The organism is Streptomyces sp. NPDC006450, from assembly GCF_040612195.1.
Lineage (GTDB): Bacteria > Actinomycetota > Actinomycetes > Streptomycetales > Streptomycetaceae > Streptomyces.
The window spans coordinates 1-19027 of the sequence record NZ_JBEXPT010000125.1 but is presented as its reverse complement, the minus strand read 5'-3'; the positions used below and the strand labels follow the sequence as shown (position 1 = coordinate 19027).

General features: G+C 71.7%; 18 protein-coding genes and 1 tRNA gene. 9 read left to right on the top strand and 10 right to left on the bottom strand.

Going from position 1 to position 19027, the window contains the following annotated elements; all coding sequences use genetic code 11:
• Positions 1 to 130 precede the first annotated feature (130 nt).
• Positions 131 to 1141, bottom strand: a complete 1011-nt coding sequence (locus ABZY57_RS27340) for a hypothetical protein (RefSeq protein ID WP_356516314.1) — start codon at positions 1139 to 1141, stop codon at positions 131 to 133.
• Between the two features lie 245 nt (positions 1142 to 1386).
• Here ABZY57_RS27340 and ABZY57_RS27335 point away from each other — a divergent pair, with 245 nt between their 5' ends.
• Positions 1387 to 2307, top strand: a complete 921-nt coding sequence (locus ABZY57_RS27335; protein WP_356516312.1) for a Yip1 family protein — start codon at positions 1387 to 1389, stop codon at positions 2305 to 2307.
• An 82-nt stretch (positions 2308 to 2389) separates the two neighbouring features.
• Here the strand turns inward: ABZY57_RS27335 and ABZY57_RS27330 are convergent, their stop codons facing one another.
• A complete protein-coding gene (locus ABZY57_RS27330) occupies positions 2390 to 2890 on the bottom strand; it encodes a phosphoribosyltransferase (RefSeq protein ID WP_356516310.1) in 501 nt (166 codons plus the stop codon).
• The gene (gene dcd, locus ABZY57_RS27325; RefSeq protein ID WP_243330723.1) at positions 2887 to 3474 is read right to left on the bottom strand and encodes a dCTP deaminase; all 588 of its coding nucleotides are present in this window, start codon (positions 3472 to 3474) and stop codon (positions 2887 to 2889) included. The genes ABZY57_RS27330 and dcd overlap by 4 nt, the downstream gene beginning before the upstream one ends.
• A gap of 455 nt (positions 3475 to 3929) precedes the next feature.
• On the opposite strand from dcd, the gene ABZY57_RS27320 reads away from it, so the two are divergent.
• Positions 3930 to 4000, top strand: a tRNA-Gly gene (locus tag ABZY57_RS27320).
• Between the two features lie 753 nt (positions 4001 to 4753).
• A complete protein-coding gene (locus tag ABZY57_RS27315; RefSeq protein ID WP_356516307.1) occupies positions 4754 to 5455 on the top strand; it encodes a restriction endonuclease in 702 nt (233 codons plus the stop codon).
• Positions 5456 to 5665: 210 nt separating this feature from the next.
• Here the strand turns inward: ABZY57_RS27315 and ABZY57_RS27310 are convergent, their stop codons facing one another.
• Positions 5666 to 6385, bottom strand: a complete 720-nt coding sequence (locus ABZY57_RS27310) for a DUF4232 domain-containing protein (protein ID WP_356516305.1) — start codon at positions 6383 to 6385, stop codon at positions 5666 to 5668.
• A 330-nt stretch (positions 6386 to 6715) separates the two neighbouring features.
• Between ABZY57_RS27310 and ABZY57_RS27305 the strand changes: the two genes are divergently transcribed.
• The 3 genes from ABZY57_RS27305 to ABZY57_RS27295 all read left to right on the top strand — a co-directional run bounded on the left by ABZY57_RS27305 (position 6716) and on the right by ABZY57_RS27295 (position 10235).
• On the top strand, positions 6716 to 8227 hold the full coding sequence (locus ABZY57_RS27305) for a helix-turn-helix transcriptional regulator (RefSeq protein ID WP_356516303.1): 1512 nt from the start codon (positions 6716 to 6718) through the stop codon (positions 8225 to 8227).
• Between the two features lie 249 nt (positions 8228 to 8476).
• Entirely contained in the window at positions 8477 to 9631 is a 1155-nt protein-coding gene (locus ABZY57_RS27300; RefSeq protein WP_356516301.1) for a N(5)-(carboxyethyl)ornithine synthase, read from the top strand.
• A gap of 280 nt (positions 9632 to 9911) precedes the next feature.
• Positions 9912 to 10235 carry a hypothetical protein gene (locus tag ABZY57_RS27295; protein ID WP_356516299.1) on the top strand — a complete coding sequence of 108 codons (324 nt, stop codon included), beginning with the start codon at positions 9912 to 9914 and terminating at the stop codon, positions 10233 to 10235.
• A gap of 45 nt (positions 10236 to 10280) precedes the next feature.
• Here ABZY57_RS27295 and ABZY57_RS27290 read toward each other — a convergent pair whose 3' ends face one another.
• Together ABZY57_RS27290 and ABZY57_RS27285 are read right to left on the bottom strand one after the other, a co-directional pair.
• Positions 10281 to 11237, bottom strand: coding sequence for a sigma-70 family RNA polymerase sigma factor (locus ABZY57_RS27290; protein WP_356516297.1), 957 nt, complete (start codon positions 11235 to 11237; stop codon positions 10281 to 10283).
• An 18-nt stretch (positions 11238 to 11255) separates the two neighbouring features.
• Complete coding sequence (locus tag ABZY57_RS27285; protein ID WP_356516295.1) at positions 11256 to 12542, bottom strand: FAD-dependent oxidoreductase; 1287 nt, start codon at positions 12540 to 12542, stop codon at positions 11256 to 11258.
• 301 nt (positions 12543 to 12843) lie between these two features.
• On the opposite strand from ABZY57_RS27285, the gene ABZY57_RS27280 reads away from it, so the two are divergent.
• Positions 12844 to 13368, top strand: coding sequence for a GtrA family protein (locus ABZY57_RS27280; protein WP_356516293.1), 525 nt, complete (start codon positions 12844 to 12846; stop codon positions 13366 to 13368).
• 78 nt (positions 13369 to 13446) lie between these two features.
• On the opposite strand, the gene ABZY57_RS27275 is transcribed toward ABZY57_RS27280, so the two are convergent.
• Both ABZY57_RS27275 and ABZY57_RS27270 read right to left on the bottom strand, forming a co-directional pair.
• Positions 13447 to 14019: a GNAT family N-acetyltransferase gene (locus tag ABZY57_RS27275; RefSeq protein ID WP_356516291.1), complete on the bottom strand. Its 573-nt coding sequence runs from the start codon at positions 14017 to 14019 to the stop codon at positions 13447 to 13449.
• A 12-nt stretch (positions 14020 to 14031) separates the two neighbouring features.
• Complete coding sequence (locus ABZY57_RS27270) at positions 14032 to 14667, bottom strand: TetR/AcrR family transcriptional regulator (protein WP_356516289.1); 636 nt, start codon at positions 14665 to 14667, stop codon at positions 14032 to 14034.
• 241 nt (positions 14668 to 14908) lie between these two features.
• Between ABZY57_RS27270 and ABZY57_RS27265 the strand changes: the two genes are divergently transcribed.
• Entirely contained in the window at positions 14909 to 15895 is a 987-nt protein-coding gene (locus ABZY57_RS27265; RefSeq protein ID WP_356516316.1) for a DJ-1/PfpI family protein, read from the top strand.
• A 33-nt stretch (positions 15896 to 15928) separates the two neighbouring features.
• Here ABZY57_RS27265 and ABZY57_RS27260 read toward each other — a convergent pair whose 3' ends face one another.
• Positions 15929 to 16870, bottom strand: a complete 942-nt coding sequence (locus tag ABZY57_RS27260; RefSeq protein ID WP_356516287.1) for an alpha/beta fold hydrolase — start codon at positions 16868 to 16870, stop codon at positions 15929 to 15931.
• 127 nt (positions 16871 to 16997) lie between these two features.
• Between ABZY57_RS27260 and ABZY57_RS27255 the strand changes: the two genes are divergently transcribed.
• Positions 16998 to 17636, top strand: a complete 639-nt coding sequence (locus tag ABZY57_RS27255) for a TetR/AcrR family transcriptional regulator (protein ID WP_356516285.1) — start codon at positions 16998 to 17000, stop codon at positions 17634 to 17636.
• Here the strand turns inward: ABZY57_RS27255 and ABZY57_RS27250 are convergent.
• Positions 17590 to 19027 (bottom strand): alpha/beta hydrolase (locus tag ABZY57_RS27250; RefSeq protein WP_356516283.1); only part of this gene is annotated, 1438 nt, incomplete at its 5' end. The genes ABZY57_RS27255 and ABZY57_RS27250 overlap by 47 nt on opposite strands.

Sequence of the window (19027 nt, the reverse complement as noted above, 5' to 3'; positions counted from 1 at the left end):
CCTGGATCCGCTGCCCGTTGACACGGAGTACCAGGGCTCCTAGCGTCTCCTCAGCGGAAGCTACTAAGCGGTTGCTCACCTCCGAGGGGCCGCTTCGGGGTGTACGGGGTGTACGGGGTAGCGGATCCGGTCAGGACTGCTCGTTCCGGCTGCGGCGCAGCATCGCGAAGCCGAGGCCTGCCGCACCGAACGCGGCCATGCCCCCGCCGGCGGCCATCAGCAGCGGCGTCTGCCCGTCGGCCTCCGCCGCCACCGGGGCCACGCCCTCGGCGCCCGCCTTCACACCGCCCTTGGGCACGACCCGCTCCACGGCCTTCTTCTCGACCGGCTGGGCGGGCTTGGCGTCCTTCTTCGCGACCTCGGTGTCCTTGGTGTCCTTGGCGTCCTTGGCGACCTCGTACTTCTCGATCAGCTTGCCGGTGCCGAAGTCGTAGACCCAGCTGTTGCCACCGCCCTTGCCGTCGATGACGACGAACTTCACGCGCTGCCCGTCCTGGACGAGCTTGTACGTCCAGCCGTCGTTCGTCGCGGTCGGGTGCTTCAGGTCGAGCGTCCCGAGGAGGTTCCCGTTCGGCATCGAGAGCTCGACGCGCTTGCCCTTCGGGCCGTCGATCAGCCGCGCGTTGCGCCCGTCGGGCATGGCGACCTGAACGGAGTTCTCCTTCTTCTCCACCGGCTTCGGCTTCTCCACCGGCTTCGGCTTCTCGACCGGCTTGGTCGCGCCCTCGACCCACGAGGTGACGGTGCCGTTCGGCTGGAGGACCACGTGCAGCCCGTTGTTCTGGCCGCGGGCAGGCTCGCCGCCCTTGCTGACCAGGGTGTCCAGCTTGGTGCCCCCCGCGAAGATGTCGGCCTCGAAGTGGCCGTCGCCGAACGTGTAGATCTTGGCGACCGACCCGTCGGCCAGCTTCACGGTCGTGACGTACGCCCGGACCGAAGGCTTCACGGGCGGCGTGGTCGGCGGCGTGGTGGGCGGGACGGTCGGGTCCACGGACGGCTGCTCGATGCCGGGCAGGACCTGCTCGTCCCCCGACGCCGGGGAATCAGCGAAGGCGGACCCCACCGGAAGGGCGAGGACGGCGGCCGCACCGGCCACGACGGCGGCGGTACGGAGGGTGGTGCGACGGCGCGGGCTGCTCATGACGGTGCTCTTCTCGTGCTCGTTCGTGCTTCGTGGCGGTGGCTACGACCACGAAGCTACGGAGCCGGTATGTCCGTATTCCGTCGGAGATGTAACGGGAATCCGCAGACTGCCGCGCAGCCACGTAAACCACCCTGAGATGCCCCTCCAGGTACCCCCTAGGGGATGTCACAGCTCAGCCGCAAAGGGGGCTTCTTCGCCCGGCCCGGCCACCCGGCCGCCCGGGAGCGGGTACTTTCGATCACGTGGCTGGATTCAGGATCGGACGCGGCCGGGACAACAACCGCACCCCGCAACAACCCCCGCGGCAGCAGCCGTACGGCTCTCAGCAGGCGCCCCAGGCGCCGGCACCGTACGGCCAGCAGCCCTACGCACCCCAGCAGTGGCCCCAGCAGGCCGCTCCCGGGGGCCACGGCGAGCCCGAATACTTCGACCCGCACGGCGGCGACGCCGGCCGGGGCCAGGGATACGGCTATCCCCCCGGCCCGGGTCAGGGTCAGGGACCCGGCGGCCCGAGCGACTCCCCGGGGTACACGCAGGCCTTCGCCATCGGCGAGGACCCGTACCCCTACAACCAGGGCGGCACCTACCAGGCGGGCGCGGCCCAGGCCGCCGCCCCCATCGGTCCGCGGCTGCCGTGGAAGGACCTGCTCCGGGGCATCGTGACCCGCCCGGGCCAGACGTTCCTGCAGATGCGCGACTACGCCGTCTGGGGGCCGGCGCTGATCGTGACCTTCCTCTACGGACTGCTCGCGGTCTTCGGCCTCGACGACACCCGCAACGACGTCATCAACGCCACCCTCCCCAACGCCTTCCCGATCGTGCTCTCGGCGGGCGTGGCCTTCGTGATCTGCGGCCTGGTCCTCGGCGCCGTCACCCACACGCTGGCCCGCCAGCTGGGCGGCGACGGATCGTGGCAGCCCACGGTGGGCCTGTCGATGCTGGTCATGAGCCTGACGGACGTACCGCGCCTGCTGTTCGCCATGTTCCTGGGCGGCGACAACATGCTCGTCCAGATCCTGGGCTGGGCCACCTGGGTGGCGGCCGGCGCGCTCTTCACCGCCCTGATCAGCAAATCGCACGACCTGCCGTGGCCGAAGGCCCTGGGCGCGTCGGCGATCCAGCTGATCGCCCTGCTGTCGATCATCAAGCTGGGCACGATCTAGCGCGACGCCCGCACACACACGGAGGGCCCGCCGCGCACCGCGCGACGGGCCCTCCGCACACACTCAGTCACTCACTACACGCTCAGGCGTCGAGAACCTGTCCCTCACGCTTCACGACGGGCGGTTCGACCGACCAGGGGAAGTTGATCCACTCGTCGGTCTTCTTCCACACGTACTCGCACTTCACGAGCGAGTGGGACTTCTCGTAGATCACGGCGGACCGGACTTCGGCGACGTGCCCGAGGCAGAAGTCGTGCACCAGCTTGAGCGTCTTGCCGGTGTCGGCGACGTCGTCGGCGATCAGCACCTTCTTGTCGGTGAAGTCGATCGCCTCGGGCACGGGTGCCAGCATGACCGGCATCTCCAGGGTGGTGCCCACGCCGGTGTAGAACTCGACGTTCACGAGATGGATGTTCTTGCAGTCGAGCGCGTACGCCAGACCGCCCGCGACGAACACTCCGCCCCGCGCGATGCTCAGGATGATGTCGGGCTCGTAGCCGTCGTCGGCGATGGTCTGCGCCATCTCGCGCACGGCCCGGCCGAAGCCCTCGTAGTCGAGGTTCTCGCGCACTCCGTCACTCATGCCTCGTGCCTCACCTGGGTCCGGTGGAAGTTCTGGAAGGACCGCGAGGCCGTCGGGCCGCGCTGGCCCTGGTACCGCGATCCGTACCGCTCGCTCCCGTACGGGAACTCCGCGGGCGAGCTGAGCCGGAACAGGCACAGCTGCCCGATCTTCATACCCGGCCAGAGCTTGATCGGCAGCGTGGCGAGGTTCGACAGTTCCAGCGTCACGTGGCCCGAGAATCCGGGGTCGATGAAGCCGGCGGTCGAATGCGTCACCAGACCGAGGCGGCCCAGGCTGGACTTCCCCTCCAGTCTGGAGGCGATGTCGTCGGGCAGCGAGATGACCTCGTAGGTCGACGCGAGGACGAACTCACCCGGGTGAAGGATGAACGCCTCGTCCCCCTCGGGCTCGACCATCCGCGTCAGGTCGCTCTGCTCGACGGCGGGATCGATGTGGGCGTAGCGGTGATTCTCGAAGACCCGGAAGAACCGGTCGAGACGTACATCGATGCTGGAGGGCTGCACCATCGACTCGTCGAACGGGTCGATGCGAACCCGTCCGCTGTCGATCTCGGCCCGGATGTCTTTATCGGAGAGAAGCACGTCCCGAGGATACGCAGAGCGCGCGGGCCGCCCCAATCGAGGCGGAATCCCGCGCGCCGGTGTCTACCGCTTCGGCGCCGCTCCCACGGGCACGGCACGGCGAAGCCGCGCACAGCGCGGGCACCGCAGCAGCCGTCCCGGCCCGATCCGGCCGGCACCGAGGTGCTGCAGCGGGAACGAAGCGGTGCTGAACACGTGCCCTTCGGCACAACGGACGACGGTGTGCTCCATCGAGTCCCTTTCCCCAACCAGCCGTACTGCGATGAATCGCCACATTAGGGGATGAACAAGACCCACTCCAGCCGCCGCTCCGCACACACAAGGTACGCCCCAACTCCCGCCCCCACGACCCTCCGTGCACCCCGCACGCGACACCACTCCCGGGATGAATTCACCAGGGGTCGATCATGGGGTAGGGTGAGAAACGATAGCGCTCCAGGCAACTGGACGACTACGCGGATGTAGTTTAATGGTAGAACATGAGCTTCCCAAGCTTATAGCGCGGGTTCGATTCCCGTCATCCGCTCTTGCAAGAAGGCCCAGGTCAGCGACCTGGGCCTTCTTCGTTGTCTAGACCTATCCGGCCTTGCCGCACCCTCCGCGTGCCCCAACTCGCAGGAATGCCCTGCTCGGAGGGCATTCCGTGCACCACCTGCACCACTCGGACGCGGAACCGCCTCGGATCGCGAGACGCATTTCATGTGACCCGCGCCACGCGTGCGCCCGGATTCGCCTGTTCGCAACCCTGGAGCAAGCCCTCAACCACACCGCTTGCGCAGCCACGTTAGCGACGACGCGACACCCTCCCCCGCACCTCCGGATGCCGCCGAAGGCGCTGCCCGCCAAAGCACGGGCGGGCCCGCCCCGACCCAGCAGATGATCACGACTGGTGACAAGTGGGTGACGCGTTGTCAGTGGTGGGTGCTTTCATGGATCCGGTGCGCAGGGAGGCGCATCGTGACTGGTGGGGGGATGCAGCTGTGCCCTGGATCAATGACTACTTACGGGCAGACGGCACTCGGGTCAAAGGCCACGTCCGGCTCCCGGCCGGGGCACGGCGGGAGACCGCGCTGCTCGGCTTGTTCGTCGCCGGAGTGATCGTCTTCGGCAACGGAACACCATCTGCGGGGGCGGGAGCGGGCTCGGGTCAGGAGTTACCCGGGCCGCAGTCGACGGTCGTCTACCCGATCAAGTGGCCGGCGTGGGAAAGCCGCCCGGCGCCCCCACCCGTACCGGCGGTCTCCTATCCGATCGTCTTCCCCAGCACGGGGAACGGCAGGTGAGCCGCCGCCCACCCGCGAAGAGGCGCAAGCGCACCACGGCGCGGCGACGGAAGGCCACCGGCTCGGAGGAGCTGTGGCTCATCGGTCTGGCCGGCCTCGTGGGCCTGAGTCTCGTCGTGGCGGTGATGTCGTGGCTGGCTGCCCATCCCTGGGTTCTGGTGGGCGGCCTCCTCGCATCCGGTGCCGCGGGCGCGCTGTGGGTGCGCCGGCGGCAGGAGGCCGCGCGATGGGACCGGGTCCGGGCCCAGGGCCTGCGCTACGCCGTCGAACACCTCGACAGCCTTCACCACAATGACTTCGAGTTCGCCGTACGGGACCTCATGCGCCGCGACGGCTGCGCCGACGCGCAGAAGGTCGGCGGCCGGGGCGACAACGGCGCGGACGTCAAAGCCACGGACCCCTACGGCCGCCGCTGGGTCATCCAGTGCAAGCACCGCAAGGCCGGCTGGCAGGGGTCAGCGGTCGGCACCCCCGACCTCCAGGTCCTCAACGGGACCGGCCGCCAGATACACGGCGGCGACGTCCTCGTCATGCTCACCAACGGTCGCTTCTCCCGGCCCGCCCTCGACTTCGCCACGTCTCAGCGCCTCCACCTCGTCGACCGTCACCTCCTCACCCAATGGGCCACCGGCTCCCGCCCCTTGTGGGAACTCCTCCGCGCCGTCCCACCACCCCGGAAGCCCACATCACTCCCCTAGGACTTGCGCTGGGTCGGTGACGGGCTGGGGAGTCACCCGCCGAACCGCCGGACCATTTCGTCCCGGCGCTGGTGCAGTTCGTCGGTCTCGCCCCGGACTGCCATGGGTTCGGCGGGGCAGTTGGCCGGCGTCTCCTCGCCCGGGACGGCTGAGCCCACCCGGCGAGGCACCCCGTGGGGCGGCCGGGGGCCGCAGCCCCCGGAACTCCGTTCAGAAGGCGCTCAGCGCGTCGCGGGTGGTGGTGCGGTACAGGCCGACCTTCGGGTCGGCGACGCTGCCCGGCTTGGTCAGCCGGAGGCTCACGCCGTCCGCGTTCGGCATGTGCTCCTTGTCGGCCAGGACGTTGACCTCGTCCGCCACGGGGCCGTTGCCGCCCGACGGGTTGAGGTCCACGGCCGCGTACGCGGTGGCGCCGGGGTGCACCGGGTACGCCGGGGCGCCGCCCAGTCCACCGGGTGCAGTGGCCTGGAGACCGAGCGCGCTGCCCTTGGCGCTGAAGCCGACGGTCGGAAAGTAGTCCAGACCGCAGGAGGTGGAACCGTTGTTGGTCACGGTGATGACGCGGACGGTGGCCGGAGCGCCCGTCGGGGAAGTGACCTTCACGGTCAGGTTCCGCGCCGAGCAGGGGTGGGTGTAGGCGTAGGAGTCACCGGTGGTGCCGCCCGTGGCCCTGCCGCCCGAACCGGCCTTCGCCGGGGTGGCGGTGGCCGTGCCGTTTCCCGTGGCCTTGCCGGCGGACGGGGCGGCGGAGGCGCCCTCCCCGGACGGCGTCACGGTCCCGGTCGAGACCGGCTTGTCCGCGCTCTTGGTCGCGGCGGGGTTCGCGGCCGGCCCGCCGGCGCTGTCCGAGCCGCCGCAGGCGGTCAGGGCCAGAGCGAGGCCGGCGGTGGCGGTGGCCAGGGCGGTGGTGCGGAGTCGGTAGGTACGCATGGGGAACTCTCCGTGTCGGTGCGGTCCTCAGACGGAGGCTTGCGCTTTCCGCCTGACGAGACGTGGGGTGGGACTGACGTTCCGGTCGGCTGCTCCTGCAGGCGGCCGAGGGCGGTCGGTGGGGCGGGTGGGGGCCCTCCCGTTGCGACTGCCGTATCCGCCCGCCGATCCGACCGGCGGACCGACGGGCTGATGACGCAACTGTGGGGCGGGTTTTGTCCCAGTGGCGTCCGGACCGGGATAGTAGGAACCCTGGAACGCTCCCGACCCTTCTCACCTGGGCGATCGGGCGAGCCTGGAACGTGCTTCCGGGATGAGGGGGAGGGTGGAATGGCCACGGAGACGGAACGGTTCGCGGAGCTGATGCGCGGATTCAAGGAGCGCTCGGGGCGCAGCTACGGCACGCTCGCGAAGCGTCTGCACTCCAGCAACTCGACGCTGCACCGCTATTGCAGCGGCGCGGCGGTCCCCACGGAGTACGCCCCGGTGGAGCGGTTCGCCCGAGTCTGCGGTGCCTCGCCCGACGAACTGCTCGCGCTGCACCAGCAGTGGCTGCTGGCGCTGGTGGAGCGGCGGCGGGGGGTTGCGGAGGGGCAGGCCTCGGGGTCGGGGGCGGCGAACTCCGCGGCGCCGCAGGGCGGTGACGCCGCGCCGGAGGTGCCGCCTGCATCGGCGGTGGTGACGGCGGCTGGGGAGGCTGGGGAGGGTTCGGAGGTCCGGCCGCAGGCGGAGACCGACCCCGCGCCGGCCTCCGGGTCCGCACCGGCGCCGGCGGAGGCCCCCGCCCCTGCTCCCGCCCCTGCTCCCACACCGGCACCGGCACCGGCACCGGCACCGGCACCGGAGGCACCCGCAGACGCCGCCGTCGCCCTGATCCAGCCGGGCCCCGCCCGGGCCTCCGTACCGGGGGCCCGGCGTCATCGGCTGCTGCTCGCCGTTGCGGCCGCCGTGGCCACCGCCGCGGTGGCGGGAACCGCCGCCGCCGTCTCCGCGATGGGAGATACGGGTCGCGGGGACACGCGCCACGGCGCCGTCCAGCCGTCCTCGCCCGAGCGGGCGGCGGGCCCGGCCTTGCCGTCCGGCGGGTCCTCGTCACCCACGCCCCCAGCCGGTTCCGCACCCCCGTCCGGCCCCGGAGCGTCGTCCCCCTCGGCGTCGTCCGCGTCCGCCTCGGCAAGGTCCGCGCCCACCTCGCCGGCCGCCAAGGAGGGGGCCTCCCCCACCGCCCCGTTCACGGTCAACGTCCTGCCGGACAACTGGGACAGCCCCTGCGACCAGTGGTTCGCCCTGGACAAGGCACCCGGCGCGGTCCCCCCGCCCCCCGCCGGGCAGGCGACCGAAGGGTGGGCCCGGGCCCTGGACGCCGTCCCGGCGGGGCACCTGCGCATGCAGCTGACCGTCCAGGGCACCGAGGGCAAGGCGGCGGTCCTGCACGCGCTGTACGTCCATGTCGTGAGCGGCCGCAAGGCTCCCGGCTGGAACGCGTACACCATGGGCGCCGGTTGCGGCGGCGCGCTGGTGCCGGCGTCCTTCGCCGTGGACCTGGACGACTCCTCCCCGAGGGCCAGGCCCGTACCCGGCAAGGAGGGCGAGCGGCCGACGGCGTCGACCGATTTCCCGTACAAGGTCTCCGCCACCGACCCCCAGGTGCTGAACATCGACGCCGCCACACTCGGTCGGGACGTCAGCTGGTATCTGGAGCTGGCCTGGAGCAGTGGCGACCGCAAGGGCACCACCCGCATCGACGACCACGGCCGCCCGTTCCGCACGGTCGCCCTGAACGCCGGCCACAGCTACTGGTACAACGAGAACCACAACGGCTGGCTGCCGTACACGGAGTGAAAGACCCGTTGCACCCGGTCCGATGAGCGGCCGCCGTCCGGCCACTGCGATCGACGATTCCTGGTCCCGCCACAAGGGGCGGGCGAGGCCCTACGGAAGCCTCGACAGGGGACGTATTCGCAGTTCAGAGGCTATGCCGACATGCCGAGCACCACTCCGGCCCCCCAGGGCGGTCGGGCCGCGAAGTACTGCTGAGGAGATTCCCTGCGCTCCGGCGTGTGTTACACAGGGGGCAATCAAAGGGGCATTTTGCAGCAGCTCAAGCTCGGAATCATGTCGGAGACCCGTAAAGAGAACGAGTACCGTCTGCCGATCCACCCAGCCCACTTCGAACGCATCGATGCCGACCTCCAGCCCAGCATCTATCTGCAGACCGGTTACGGCGATCACTTCGGTGTTCCGGACGGTCAGCTTGCTCCGTGGGTCGCCGGTTTCCTCTCACGCGAGGAGCTGATCGCAGAGTGCGACGTCATCCTGCTGGCCAAACCGCTGCACGAAGATCTGGCTGACCTGCGGGACGGACAGGTGCTGTGGGGGTGGCCGCACTGCGTGCAGGACGAGAAGGTCACGCAGGCCGCCATCGACCGCAAGCTCACGGTGATCGCCTTCGAAGCGATGAACCACTGGACCCGGGACGGCGGATTCAGCCTGCACGTCTTCCACAAGAACAACGAGTTGGCCGGCTACTCGTCGGTGCTGCATGCCATGCAGCTGACCGGGGCGACCGGTGACTACGGTCGCCGACGGCGTGCGGTCGTGATCGGCTTCGGCGCCACCGCCCGCGGCGCGGTGACCGCGCTCAGTGCGCTGGGCGTTCACGATGTGGACGTGCTGACCGCCCGCGGCATCGCCGCCGTCAGCTCACCGATCCACTCGGCACGGATCGTGCACTTCGACCACGACGTGGCCGACGACACCCTCGACCCGCGGCGCAGCGTCGCGCTCACCGAGGACGGCCCGGAGCCGCTGGCCGACTTCCTCGCCGGGCACGACATCATCGTCAACTGCGTGCTCCAGGACACCGCGGCGCCGCTGATGTTCCTGATAGAGGAGGACCTGCCGAAGCTCTCGCCCGGCACCCTCGTCATCGACGTCTCGTGCGACGAGGGCATGGGGTTCGACTGGGCTCGGCCCACCACCTTCAACGCGCCGATGTTCACCGTCGGCGACCAGGTCCACTACTACGCCGTGGATCACAGCCCCTCCTACCTGTGGGACGCGGCCACCTGGGAGAACAGCGAGGCGCTGATCCCGTTCCTGCGGTCGGTCCTCGAAGGGCCGGCCGGCTGGGACGGCGACCACACCATTCGCCGAGCGATCGAGATCCGCGGCGGCACCGTCCAGAACCCAGCGGTCCTGGCCTTCCAGCAGCGCGCCGCGCAGTACCCGCACGCGCTTCTCTGAACCGATGCCACCTGATCGACGGCGTACCCGCACCGGGTTCGCCGTCGACCAGCCCCGGCCTCACCCGCACGATGGGCCGGGCCGCCGAGATGCGGGGCCCGGCAGGACCGGCTGGTCGCGACATGACGGCCGACAGCGCATGCGCGGCCGGCCGGTGATCCGCCCTCGGTAAAGTGCCCCGTGGCCCGGTCTCCCCAGGTAGGGATGCCGGATGCAGGAGCGCCCTCGACCGAGGCGGTCCGGCGGGAAGGCACTCGGGGGAACGGGTAGGGGTAGGGGCATGGGAGATCTTCGCGTTCCGTCGGAGCCGTCCGGGACGACCGAGGCCGCGGCCGCCCCCGGGCGTGATCCCCGCGCCGGCGACGCCGAGTGGATGCTGCCCGTGCTGGTGCTCGTCCCGGCTTCGATCGTCCGGCAGTTCACCGACCACTCCGCTCCGTGGCTCGTCGTCTCCTGGGTGTGCTGCGTGCTGGCCGCCGTGTTCCTGGCGGTGGGCTGGGGGACGGTGCGCCGCCACGGGATGCGGAATCGCTGGGGGTGGGTCCTGTGCACGGTCGCCCACATCGTTTTCGCGGGGCAGATCAGTTGGCTGGCTTCGAGGTGAGTCCGGGGCGGGGCGGAAAACGGTGAGTCCCCTACGCGCCTGCGGTCACCACTCGGCGATCAGCGGCGTCTGCGGCGGGTTCTGCCGCCAGGCCGCGGCGAGGCGGCCGAGGCGGACGGGGGCGGCGATGCCGCGCACGGTTGCGATCTTCCCTTCGGTGACTTCGAAGGCCACGGCGCCCACGACCTGGTCGCCGAGGACGAAGAGGACGGCGGGGGCGCCGTTGACGAGCGCGTAGTGGAGGGCGAGCACGCCGCCGGCGAGCCGCCGTTTGGCGGGCGTGGGCTTGAAGCCTCCCCGCATGACGGTGGCGACGCGCTGCGCGGTGTCGTACCGCAGCAGCTTCTCGGACAGGCCGTTGCCGTCGGAGAGCGCGGTCACGTCGTCGGTGAGCAGGGCCACCAGCCGTTCGGTGCGGCCCGAGGTCGCGGCGGTCAGGAACTCCTCGACGACCCTGCGGGCGGCCGCCGGGTCGACTTCGCCGACGCCGCGGCGGCGCGTGGCGGTGATACGCGTCCGGGCACGGTGGAGGTGCTGCTGGCTCGCGGATTCGGAGATGTCGAGGATCTCGGCGATCTCCGCGTGGCCGTACGTGAACGCCTCGCGCAGGATGTAGACGGCCCGCTCGACGGGTGACAGGCGCTCCATGACGGTCAGCACGGCGAGGGAGACCGATTCGCGCTGCTCGAAGGTGTCGGCCGGGCCGAGCATCGGATCTCCGTCGAGGAGCAGTTCGGGGAACCAGGCGCCGGCGGTGCGTTCGCGGCGGGCCTGCGCCGAGCGGAGCCGGTCGAGGCACAGGTGGGTGACGACCTTGGTCAGCCAGGCCTCCGGCACCTTGATCTGCTGCCGGTCGGCGGCCTGCCAGTGCAAGAAGGCGTCCTGCACGGCGTCCTGGGCGTCGGCTGCGGAGCCCAGCAGGCGGTAGGCCAGTGAGGCCAGCCGGTTCCGGCTGGCCTCGAACCGGCCGGTGTCGAAGCGATCGGTGGTGCTGCTGTCCACGTGGCCCACCCTAGGCCGCTACGCGACCGGCCGGCCGGCGGGGGCATCCGGGGCGTACGGGGCTGCGTGCGGTGCTGCGTACGGGACTTCGTGCGGGAGGACCGCGTACGGGACCGCGTGCGCGGCGGACGCGTCCGGCGCGGGGGTCAGGTGGCGCCGGCGCCGGGGCACGCAGAAGGTCGGGTGCGCGGTGGTCCACAGCGACACCCTGAGGATGCCCGCCTTGAACCGCGCGGCCTTCCGGCCGCCCAGGTACGCCGGCTTCGGCCGGGCTTCGCGGTCGACCAACTGCAGGATCCCGTCCTGTCGCCCGAGGCTGATGTGGTTGCCCGGGTAGCTCAGCCTGACGTGGCCGGTCCTGCTGCCGGTCAGGTTTCCCACGATGGCCTTCACGGCCTGCATGCCGGTGAACCCGGCCGAAGCGCAGGACATGGGCAGCGGCAGGCCGTTGGCGCCGATGGCATGGACGCTGTCGCCGGCGGCGTAGACGTCCGGGTGCGACAGCGAGCGCATGGTTCCGTCGACGACGATGCGGCCGCTCTCGGTGACCGCCAGCCCGGCGGCGGCAGCGATGGGGTGGACCGCGAATCCGGCCGCCCACACGGTCGCGTCGGACGGCAGCACCGTGGCGTCGGCGCACAGGACCCGTTCCGCTTCGACGGCTTCGACGCCGGTGTGTTCCAGGACGGTGATGCCCAGCCGGGCGCAGGCCCGGCGCAGGTGGCCGCGTGCTCCGGCGGAGAGCCGGGCGGCCAGTTCGCCGCGGGCGACCAGCGTGACCGACAGGCCGGGCCGGGATTCGGCGATCTCGGTGGCGGTCTCGATGCCGGTCAGCCCGTCACCGACGACCAGGACCCTCCCGCCCTCGCGCAGGCCGTCCAGGCGCTCGCGCAGGCGCAGCGCCGCGGGCCGGGCGGCGACGTCGAAGGCGTGGTCGGCCGCGCCGGGGACACCGCGGTCGTCACCGTGACTGCCGAGCGCGTAGAGGAGGGTGTCGTAGCCGAGCTCGTCGACGCCGGCACGCCCGTCGGGATCGGCCACGGTGACGACCCGCCGCTCGGGGTCGAGGGCGGTGACCCGGGCCAGGCGCAGCCGTATGCCGGTGCCCGCGAAGACGTCGGCGAGCGTGCGGGTCGCGAAGTCCTGGCCGGCCGCGACCTGGTGCAGCCGCAGCCGCTCGACGAAGTCCGGCTCGGTGTTGACCACGGTGATCTCGGTGTCGGCCGGGGACAGCCGGCGGGCCAGGGTCCCGGCCGCGTAGGCCCCGGCGTAGCCGGCACCGAGGACGAGGATGCGGTGCTTCATGTGCTGCTCCTGTCGGTTCGCTGGGCTCTCGGTGACTTGAGCGGGACAGCGAGCCGATTCCTGACAGCAGCCTCGCGTGACGTGGGTCACATGGGGGCGGGTGCGCCGGGGACCGTGAACCGACGCCCTCGCCGGAGCACCCCGACCCGACCATGCCGTGGCGCCACCCGCCCCATGAATGGCGCCACAAACATCTCGCCGTGGTGCCATACGTGTGCCATCATGGCACCACGGCGGCGCGCCGCACGGCCCGTAGCCCGAGTCCGCACGTTCACGAAGTCACCGTCGGAGGGGTTGGATCATGGAGACAGCGCAGAGCCGGAAGCGCGCGGACTCCGGCACCTTCACCGCCTTCTCCCGCTTCGTGCTCTGCGGCGGAGGGGTGGGCATCGCCTCCAGCTTCGCCGTCTCGGCCCTCGGCTCCTGGATTCCCTGGATCCTGGCCAACGCCCTGACCACCGTGGTCTCCACGCTCCTCGCCACCGAGCTGCACGCCCGCTTCACCTTCGGCGCGGGCGGGCGGGCGACCTGGCGCCAGCATGCGCAGTCGGCCGGGTCCGCGGCAGCCGCGTACGCGGTGACCTGCGCGGCGATGCTCGTACTGCGGCAACTCGACGCGTCGCCCGGCGCCCTGCGCGAACAGGTCGTCTACCTGTCCGCCTCCGCACTCGCCGGTGTCGCGCGGTTCGCGGTGCTGCGCCTCGTCGTCTTCGCTCAACACCGCGCGCGGACCGCCTCCGCCGCCCGCAGCACCCGCCCCGTCCCCGCCACCGTCGCCCGCACCACGGTCCCGGCCGACCCCGGGCACCTCTGCCGCGCGGCCTGACCCCGTCCCGCCGGGGAACGGACGGCGCCTGCGACCCGGCCGCCTTCGGCCGGCGGCGGCCGGGCGGGACGACTCCGCTCAGCGCAGGTCGAGCCGCATCAGGACCCGGGGATGGCCGGCCAGCACCGAGGTGGTGTCGGCGACGTGGGTGAACCCGGCCCGTTCGAAGTTCTTCCGGATCCCGGCGTACGCCATCGTCAGGTCGACCTTGGCACCGGCGTTGTCGAGCGGGTACGCCTCGATCGCCGGTGCGCCGTGGGCGCGGGCGAACTCGACCGCACCGGTGATGAGCGCGTGCGAGATCCCCTTCCTGCGGTGACCCGGACGGACGCGGATGCACCACAGCGACCAGACCGGCAGGTCGTCGACGTGCGGGATCGTGCGGCTGCGCGCGAAGGAGGTGTCCGCGCGCGGGGCGACAGCGGCCCAGCCGACCGGTTCGTCGGCGTCGTAGGCGAGGACCCCCAAAGGGGACGAGGCCCGGCACAGTTCGGCGACGTACGCCCCGCGGGCCGGTCCGCGGAGTTCATTGTTGAGTGCGGACGGGATCCGGTAGCTCAGGCACCAACAGACATTGGAGTCGGGCGACTTCGGACCGAGCAGGGTACGGACGTCCTCGAAGACCGACGCCGGGCGAACTTCGATGGCCATGGCACCACGATGTCACGGCGCGGAGGGCGCCGCCGCTCCGGTGAGGGTGTCGACCAGGGCCTGGGCGAGCACGGTCGCGGCGCCGATCCGCATGTCCTCCCGCTCGTCGCCGGTGACCTTCCCGATGACCGCGTCACGTACCGAGCGGGAGATGTCCAGGCCCCCGAACAGCTCGGGGAAGGACAGTGCCATCAGACACACGCCCACGTTCGCGGAGAGGATCGACTGGCCGGCCAGCGCCGGCGTGGTCCGCAGCCGGCCGGCGTCGCGGCACCGCTCCACGGCCGCCAGGAGCAGGGCCTGCGCTTCCCCGATCGCCTGCGGCCTGGCCGCTCCCGCCGGCGTGAACATCAGCCGGTAGAGGTGGGGGTTGCCGAGCGCGAACGCCACGTGGCTGTCCCAGGCCGTACGCAGGTCCGCCACCGGATCCGCGGTCTGCGGATTGCGACGCTTGTTGGCGAGGAAGCGCTCGAAGCCGATGTCGGCCACCGCGGTGAGCAGACCCTCCTTGTCACCGAACTGGCGGTAGATCTCGGGCATGCCGACCTTGGCCCGGTCGCAGATGGCCCGGGTGGAGATCGCCGGTGCTTCCTTGGTGGCGAGCAGCTCCGCGGTGGCTTCCAGCATGCGTTCTCGGGCCGTAGACATGGCATCGATGGTAGCAGCGCTAACAGATCCCACCTGGGCGGAGCGTGCGGGCGTGCGGGGAGCATCCCGCGGTTTTGCAATCATCGCTTACTCACTATGTTAGCGTTGCGAACATCTGCCTGTGAGCGGCCGAAGGGAGGGCCCACGGAGGCGGTCACGGAGGCGTCACGGAGACGACGGAGACGACGGAGACCTGACGATGGAGACCCATGGACACCGGCTGGACCTTGATTCCGCACCCCTGGGGCCCGTCGCGCGACTGATCGTGATCGTGCTCTTCGAGGGCGTCGACCTGCTGGACGTCACCGGACCGCCGGAGGTGTTCTCCCTGGTCCCGCGGGAGACCGACGACGCGGCCGGCTACCAGGTCGTCCTGGCCGCGCGGACGCTCGATCCCGTCACCACCTCGGCCGGGGTGCGGATCCTGCCGGACCTGACCTTCTCCGAGGTCGCCACGCGGAGCATCGACACGCTCCTGGTGCCCGGCGCGGTCGAGCTGGACGCCGAGCGCCGGGTCCGCGCCCTCATCGACCCGGAGGTGGTCGACCGGGTGCGCACGCTCGCCGGGCGCGCGCGCCGGGTCGCGTCCGTCTGCGTGGGGGCGCACCTCCTGGCCGCGGCCGGGCTGCTGGACGGCAAGCGGGCCACCACGCACTGGTCCACCGCCGAGCAACTCGCCACCGAGCACCCGGCGGTCGAGGTGGACCCCGACCCGATCTTCATCCGGGAGGGCGAGGTGTGGACCGGCGCCGGGATCAGCGCCTGCCTGGACCTTTCGCTCGCCCTGGTGTCCGAGGACTTCGGCGAGCGGGTCGCCCTGCGGGTGGCCCGGCAGCTCGTGATGTACCTCAAGCGGCCCAGCGGGCAGAGCCAGTTCAGCGTCCCCCTGGAACCCGTCTCCGCGACGCGGCGCGGCGAGGACCTGCGGCACTTCATCAGGCGACGCCTCGGCGACCGGCTCAGCCTGGCCGACATCGCCGCGTACGCGCACGTCAGCGAGAGGCAGTTGGCCCGGATCTTCACGTCCGAGCTGGGCATGACCCCGGCCGCCTACATCGAGTCGGCTCGCGTGGAGCTGGCGCGGGGCCAGCTCGAAGCCACCGATGCCACGCTCGAACGGATCGCCTCCACGTGCGGGTTCGGCACCGCCGACACCCTCGTACGGGCGTTCCGCCGCACGCTCGGCACCACGCCGACGGAGTACCGGCTCCGCTTCCGGGCGGCCTGAGCGGCGGCCCCGACCGTGCTGGGCGGTCCCGCGCTACGCGGCTCCGCGCGCGGCCGGGTCGAGGGAGTCGACGTCTTCCATGAAGCTGAGCATCCGGGCGTTGACCAGCTCGGGGTGGTCGATCTGCGGGCCGTGCCCGGTCGCGGAGACGATCTCGGCGCGGGCTCCGGGGATCACCCGCGGCACCCGCTCCAGCTGGCGCTTCGGGTGCACGAGGAGGCTCCGCTTGCCCATGATCAGGTAGAACGGCGTCCGGATCGTGCCCAGTTCCGCGTCGAGAAGCGGTAGCGGGGCGGGCCGGCAGATCCGGAAGGCCCGGACGCCCGCCTGGATCCACGTCCGCAGTTCCGGGACGACCAGGACCGGCTGCTCCAGCCACTTGGCCAGCCGGGGGCGCATCGCCTTGGGGGCGAAGGTCGCGAAGAGACTGGCGAAGATCCACACGAAGAAGCGCAGCCCCACCTTCTCCAGGCCGCCCGGGTCCAGGGCGGTGACCGAGGCGAGCCGGCCGGGGCGCAGGTGCACCTGGTTGATCACCAGCCAGCCGCCGTAGGAGGAGCCGACGAGGTGGACCCGGTCCAGGCCCAGCGCGTCGAGGGCCTCGTCCATCCACTGGGCCGCGCGCTCGGGCTGCCACATCACCTCGCGCTGGACGCTGCGGCCCGGATCGCCCGGGGTGTCGAGGGCGTAGACGGGCCGCTCGGCGCTGAGGGCGACGGTGTTGGGGTACCACTGGGCGGAGCAGCCGCCCGAGCCGTGGATCAGGACGATGGGCGTACGGGACTCCGCCGCCGGGTCCGTGGGGCCGTACCGGTAGACGTGCGTGGTCCCGAAGCTGGTCTCCACATCCGTCTCGGAGCGGGCGGGAGCTCCCATCGCGTAGAGCGCGTCGCAGGCGGCGAAGTAGCGGTCGCGCAGCTCGTCGCTCACGTAGTGGCCGATGTCGCGGCGTACACGGGGCTTCTTCTCGGGCACGGGGGCACCTCCTGGAGGGGATCCGTTCTTCGTGATACGACCGTACCATAATGTTGATACGGCGGTACCATGAAGGCGAGCCGCGGGCTCATCACCGACGGGCACCGACGGGCGGAGACACCAGAACATGCCGAAACGCGTGGACCACGAGGAACGGCGCACCCAGATCGCCGAGGCACTCATCCGCGTCGCCGGACGGCGCGGGCTGCACGCGGTCGGCATGCGCGACGTGGCGGCCGAGGCAGGAGTCTCCCTGCGCCTCGTCCAGTACTACTTCCAGACCAAGGAGAAGCTGCTCTTCTACGGGCTCCAGCACCTGACCGACCGCTTCACCGCCCGGGTGGGCGCCCGCCTCGCCGCCGCCGGCCCCGATCCCGGCCCGCGCGCGACGATCGAGGCGCTGCTGCTGGCCTCCCTGCCGACCGACGAGGCGAGCCGCACCTTCCACCTCCTCTACAGCTCCTACTCCATCCTGTCCGTGACCGACGAGGCGCTCGCCGCCCAGCCCTTCATCGACAACCCCGAAGCCGCCGAGAACGCGGTGACCGGGCTGATCGTCCAGGCCCAGGAATCGGGCCTGGCCGACCCGGACGTCGACGCGCGCACGGAGGCGGTCAGCCTGCTCGCCATGGCGGCCACCATGGGCACCAGCATCCTGGTCGGCCAGCGGGGCCCCGAGTCGGCCGTCGCGGTGCTGCGCCACCACCTGGACCGGATCTTCAGGACGGGCACACGGAATCCCGGCGGGGACGCTCCCCCGTCGTGAGGTACGTGGTCACCGTGCGGTCGGAGCAGGCGTTGCCGTTGCCGAGGTAGACCCCGTGGCCGCCGTGGTCGACGGTGAGCAGGCGGGCGCGCGAGCCCAGGGCGTCCCGCATCTTCAGGGAGGCGGCGTACGGCGTCGCCGGGTCGCGGAGGTTCTGGACCATCAGGATGTTCGAGGGACCCCGGTCGGTGATGCGGGTGGGGCGTTCGGCGGGAGCGTCCTTCCAGAAGGCGCACGGGGTGACGTTCGCCGGCATCCCGGCCGTCAGGGGGTGTGCGGCCCGGTCCGCGGCGACCGCCCGCTCGTACCCGGAGACGTCCTTCGGCCAGGCCACGTCGTTGCAGATGACCCCCACCATCAGCGCGGCGTCCGAGTCGGGCAGTACCGCGGCGAGCTCCCTGGGCAGCTCCGGGACCGCGGCGGGGTCCTGGGCCGCGCGGACGAGGCGGGCGAAGGCGGGGAACTGGGTATCGCTGTAGAGGGCGGTCTGCAGGGCCTGGCGCAGCAGGGTGCCCGTCAGTGGCAGACCGGCCACGTTCGAGGGCTTCGGGGAACGGTCCAGTTCCGCGGCCAGAGCCAGGAACAACGGGCGTACCTCGGCCGGGCGTTCGGCGAGCCGCAGCCCCTCCCCCGCCCGCGCCGGGTCCGCCGCCCAGGCCGCGAAATCGGGGAAGCGGTCGTCGGCACCCTGCGCCATGTTCGCGAGCCAGCCGCGCGCGACCCGCGTCGGATCGGGGTCCCCGCTGCTGTCCAGCACCACGCGGTCGGTGCGCCCGGGGAACTTCTGCGTGTACACCGCCGTCACGTAGGTCCCGTAGGAGACGGCCCAGACCGACAGCTTCCGCTCGCCGAGGGCCTCCCGGAAGCGGTCCATGTCGCGCGCCTGGTTGGCGGTGGTGAAACTGCGCAGCTCCGCACCGCCGTTCGCGGCGCAGGCCTCGGCCACCCGGCGGGAGCGGTCGGTGTTCTCGGCGATGCCCCCGTCGGCGGCGGGCCAGGAGCGCAGGGTCGTCAGACGCCGGTCGGCCGCGTCCAGGCCGCACTCGGCGGTGACGCTGCCGCCGACTCCGCGCGGGTCGAGCGCGACGATGTCGTACGCGCCGGCCAACTGCCCGGCCAGCGCCGCTCCCTTCTGGGAGAGCCGCTGCACGCCCGAACCGCCGGGCCCGCCGGGGACCACGATCAGCGTCCCGCGCCGGGCGGCGGGACGGGTGCTGGGCAGCCGGGACACGGCGAGGTCGACCTGCGGGCCGGCCGGGTCGGCGTGGTCGAGGGGGACCGACAGCTTCGCGCACTGCTGGCCGTCGAGGTGGCCCGTGTGGGTGCACGGCGCCCAGGCCAGGGCGGGCACGGTGCCGCGGGCGGCGCCCTTCGTGGCGCCGGTGGCGGCC

Coding starts and splice junctions, on each gene's coding strand:
- ABZY57_RS27295 (WP_356516299.1), top strand. CDS start 9,912: ATGGGAGATCTTCGCGTTCCGTCGGAGCCGTCCGGGACGACCGAGGCC.
- ABZY57_RS27285 (WP_356516295.1), bottom strand. CDS start 12,542: ATGAAGCACCGCATCCTCGTCCTCGGTGCCGGCTACGCCGGGGCCTAC.
- ABZY57_RS27255 (WP_356516285.1), top strand. CDS start 16,998: ATGCCGAAACGCGTGGACCACGAGGAACGGCGCACCCAGATCGCCGAG.
- ABZY57_RS27330 (WP_356516310.1), bottom strand. CDS start 2,890: ATGAGTGACGGAGTGCGCGAGAACCTCGACTACGAGGGCTTCGGCCGG.
- ABZY57_RS27275 (WP_356516291.1), bottom strand. CDS start 14,019: ATGGCCATCGAAGTTCGCCCGGCGTCGGTCTTCGAGGACGTCCGTACC.
- ABZY57_RS27310 (WP_356516305.1), bottom strand. CDS start 6,385: ATGCGTACCTACCGACTCCGCACCACCGCCCTGGCCACCGCCACCGCC.
- ABZY57_RS27280 (WP_356516293.1), top strand. CDS start 12,844: ATGGAGACAGCGCAGAGCCGGAAGCGCGCGGACTCCGGCACCTTCACC.
- ABZY57_RS27305 (WP_356516303.1), top strand. CDS start 6,716: ATGGCCACGGAGACGGAACGGTTCGCGGAGCTGATGCGCGGATTCAAG.
- ABZY57_RS27340 (WP_356516314.1), bottom strand. CDS start 1,141: ATGAGCAGCCCGCGCCGTCGCACCACCCTCCGTACCGCCGCCGTCGTG.
- ABZY57_RS27270 (WP_356516289.1), bottom strand. CDS start 14,667: ATGTCTACGGCCCGAGAACGCATGCTGGAAGCCACCGCGGAGCTGCTC.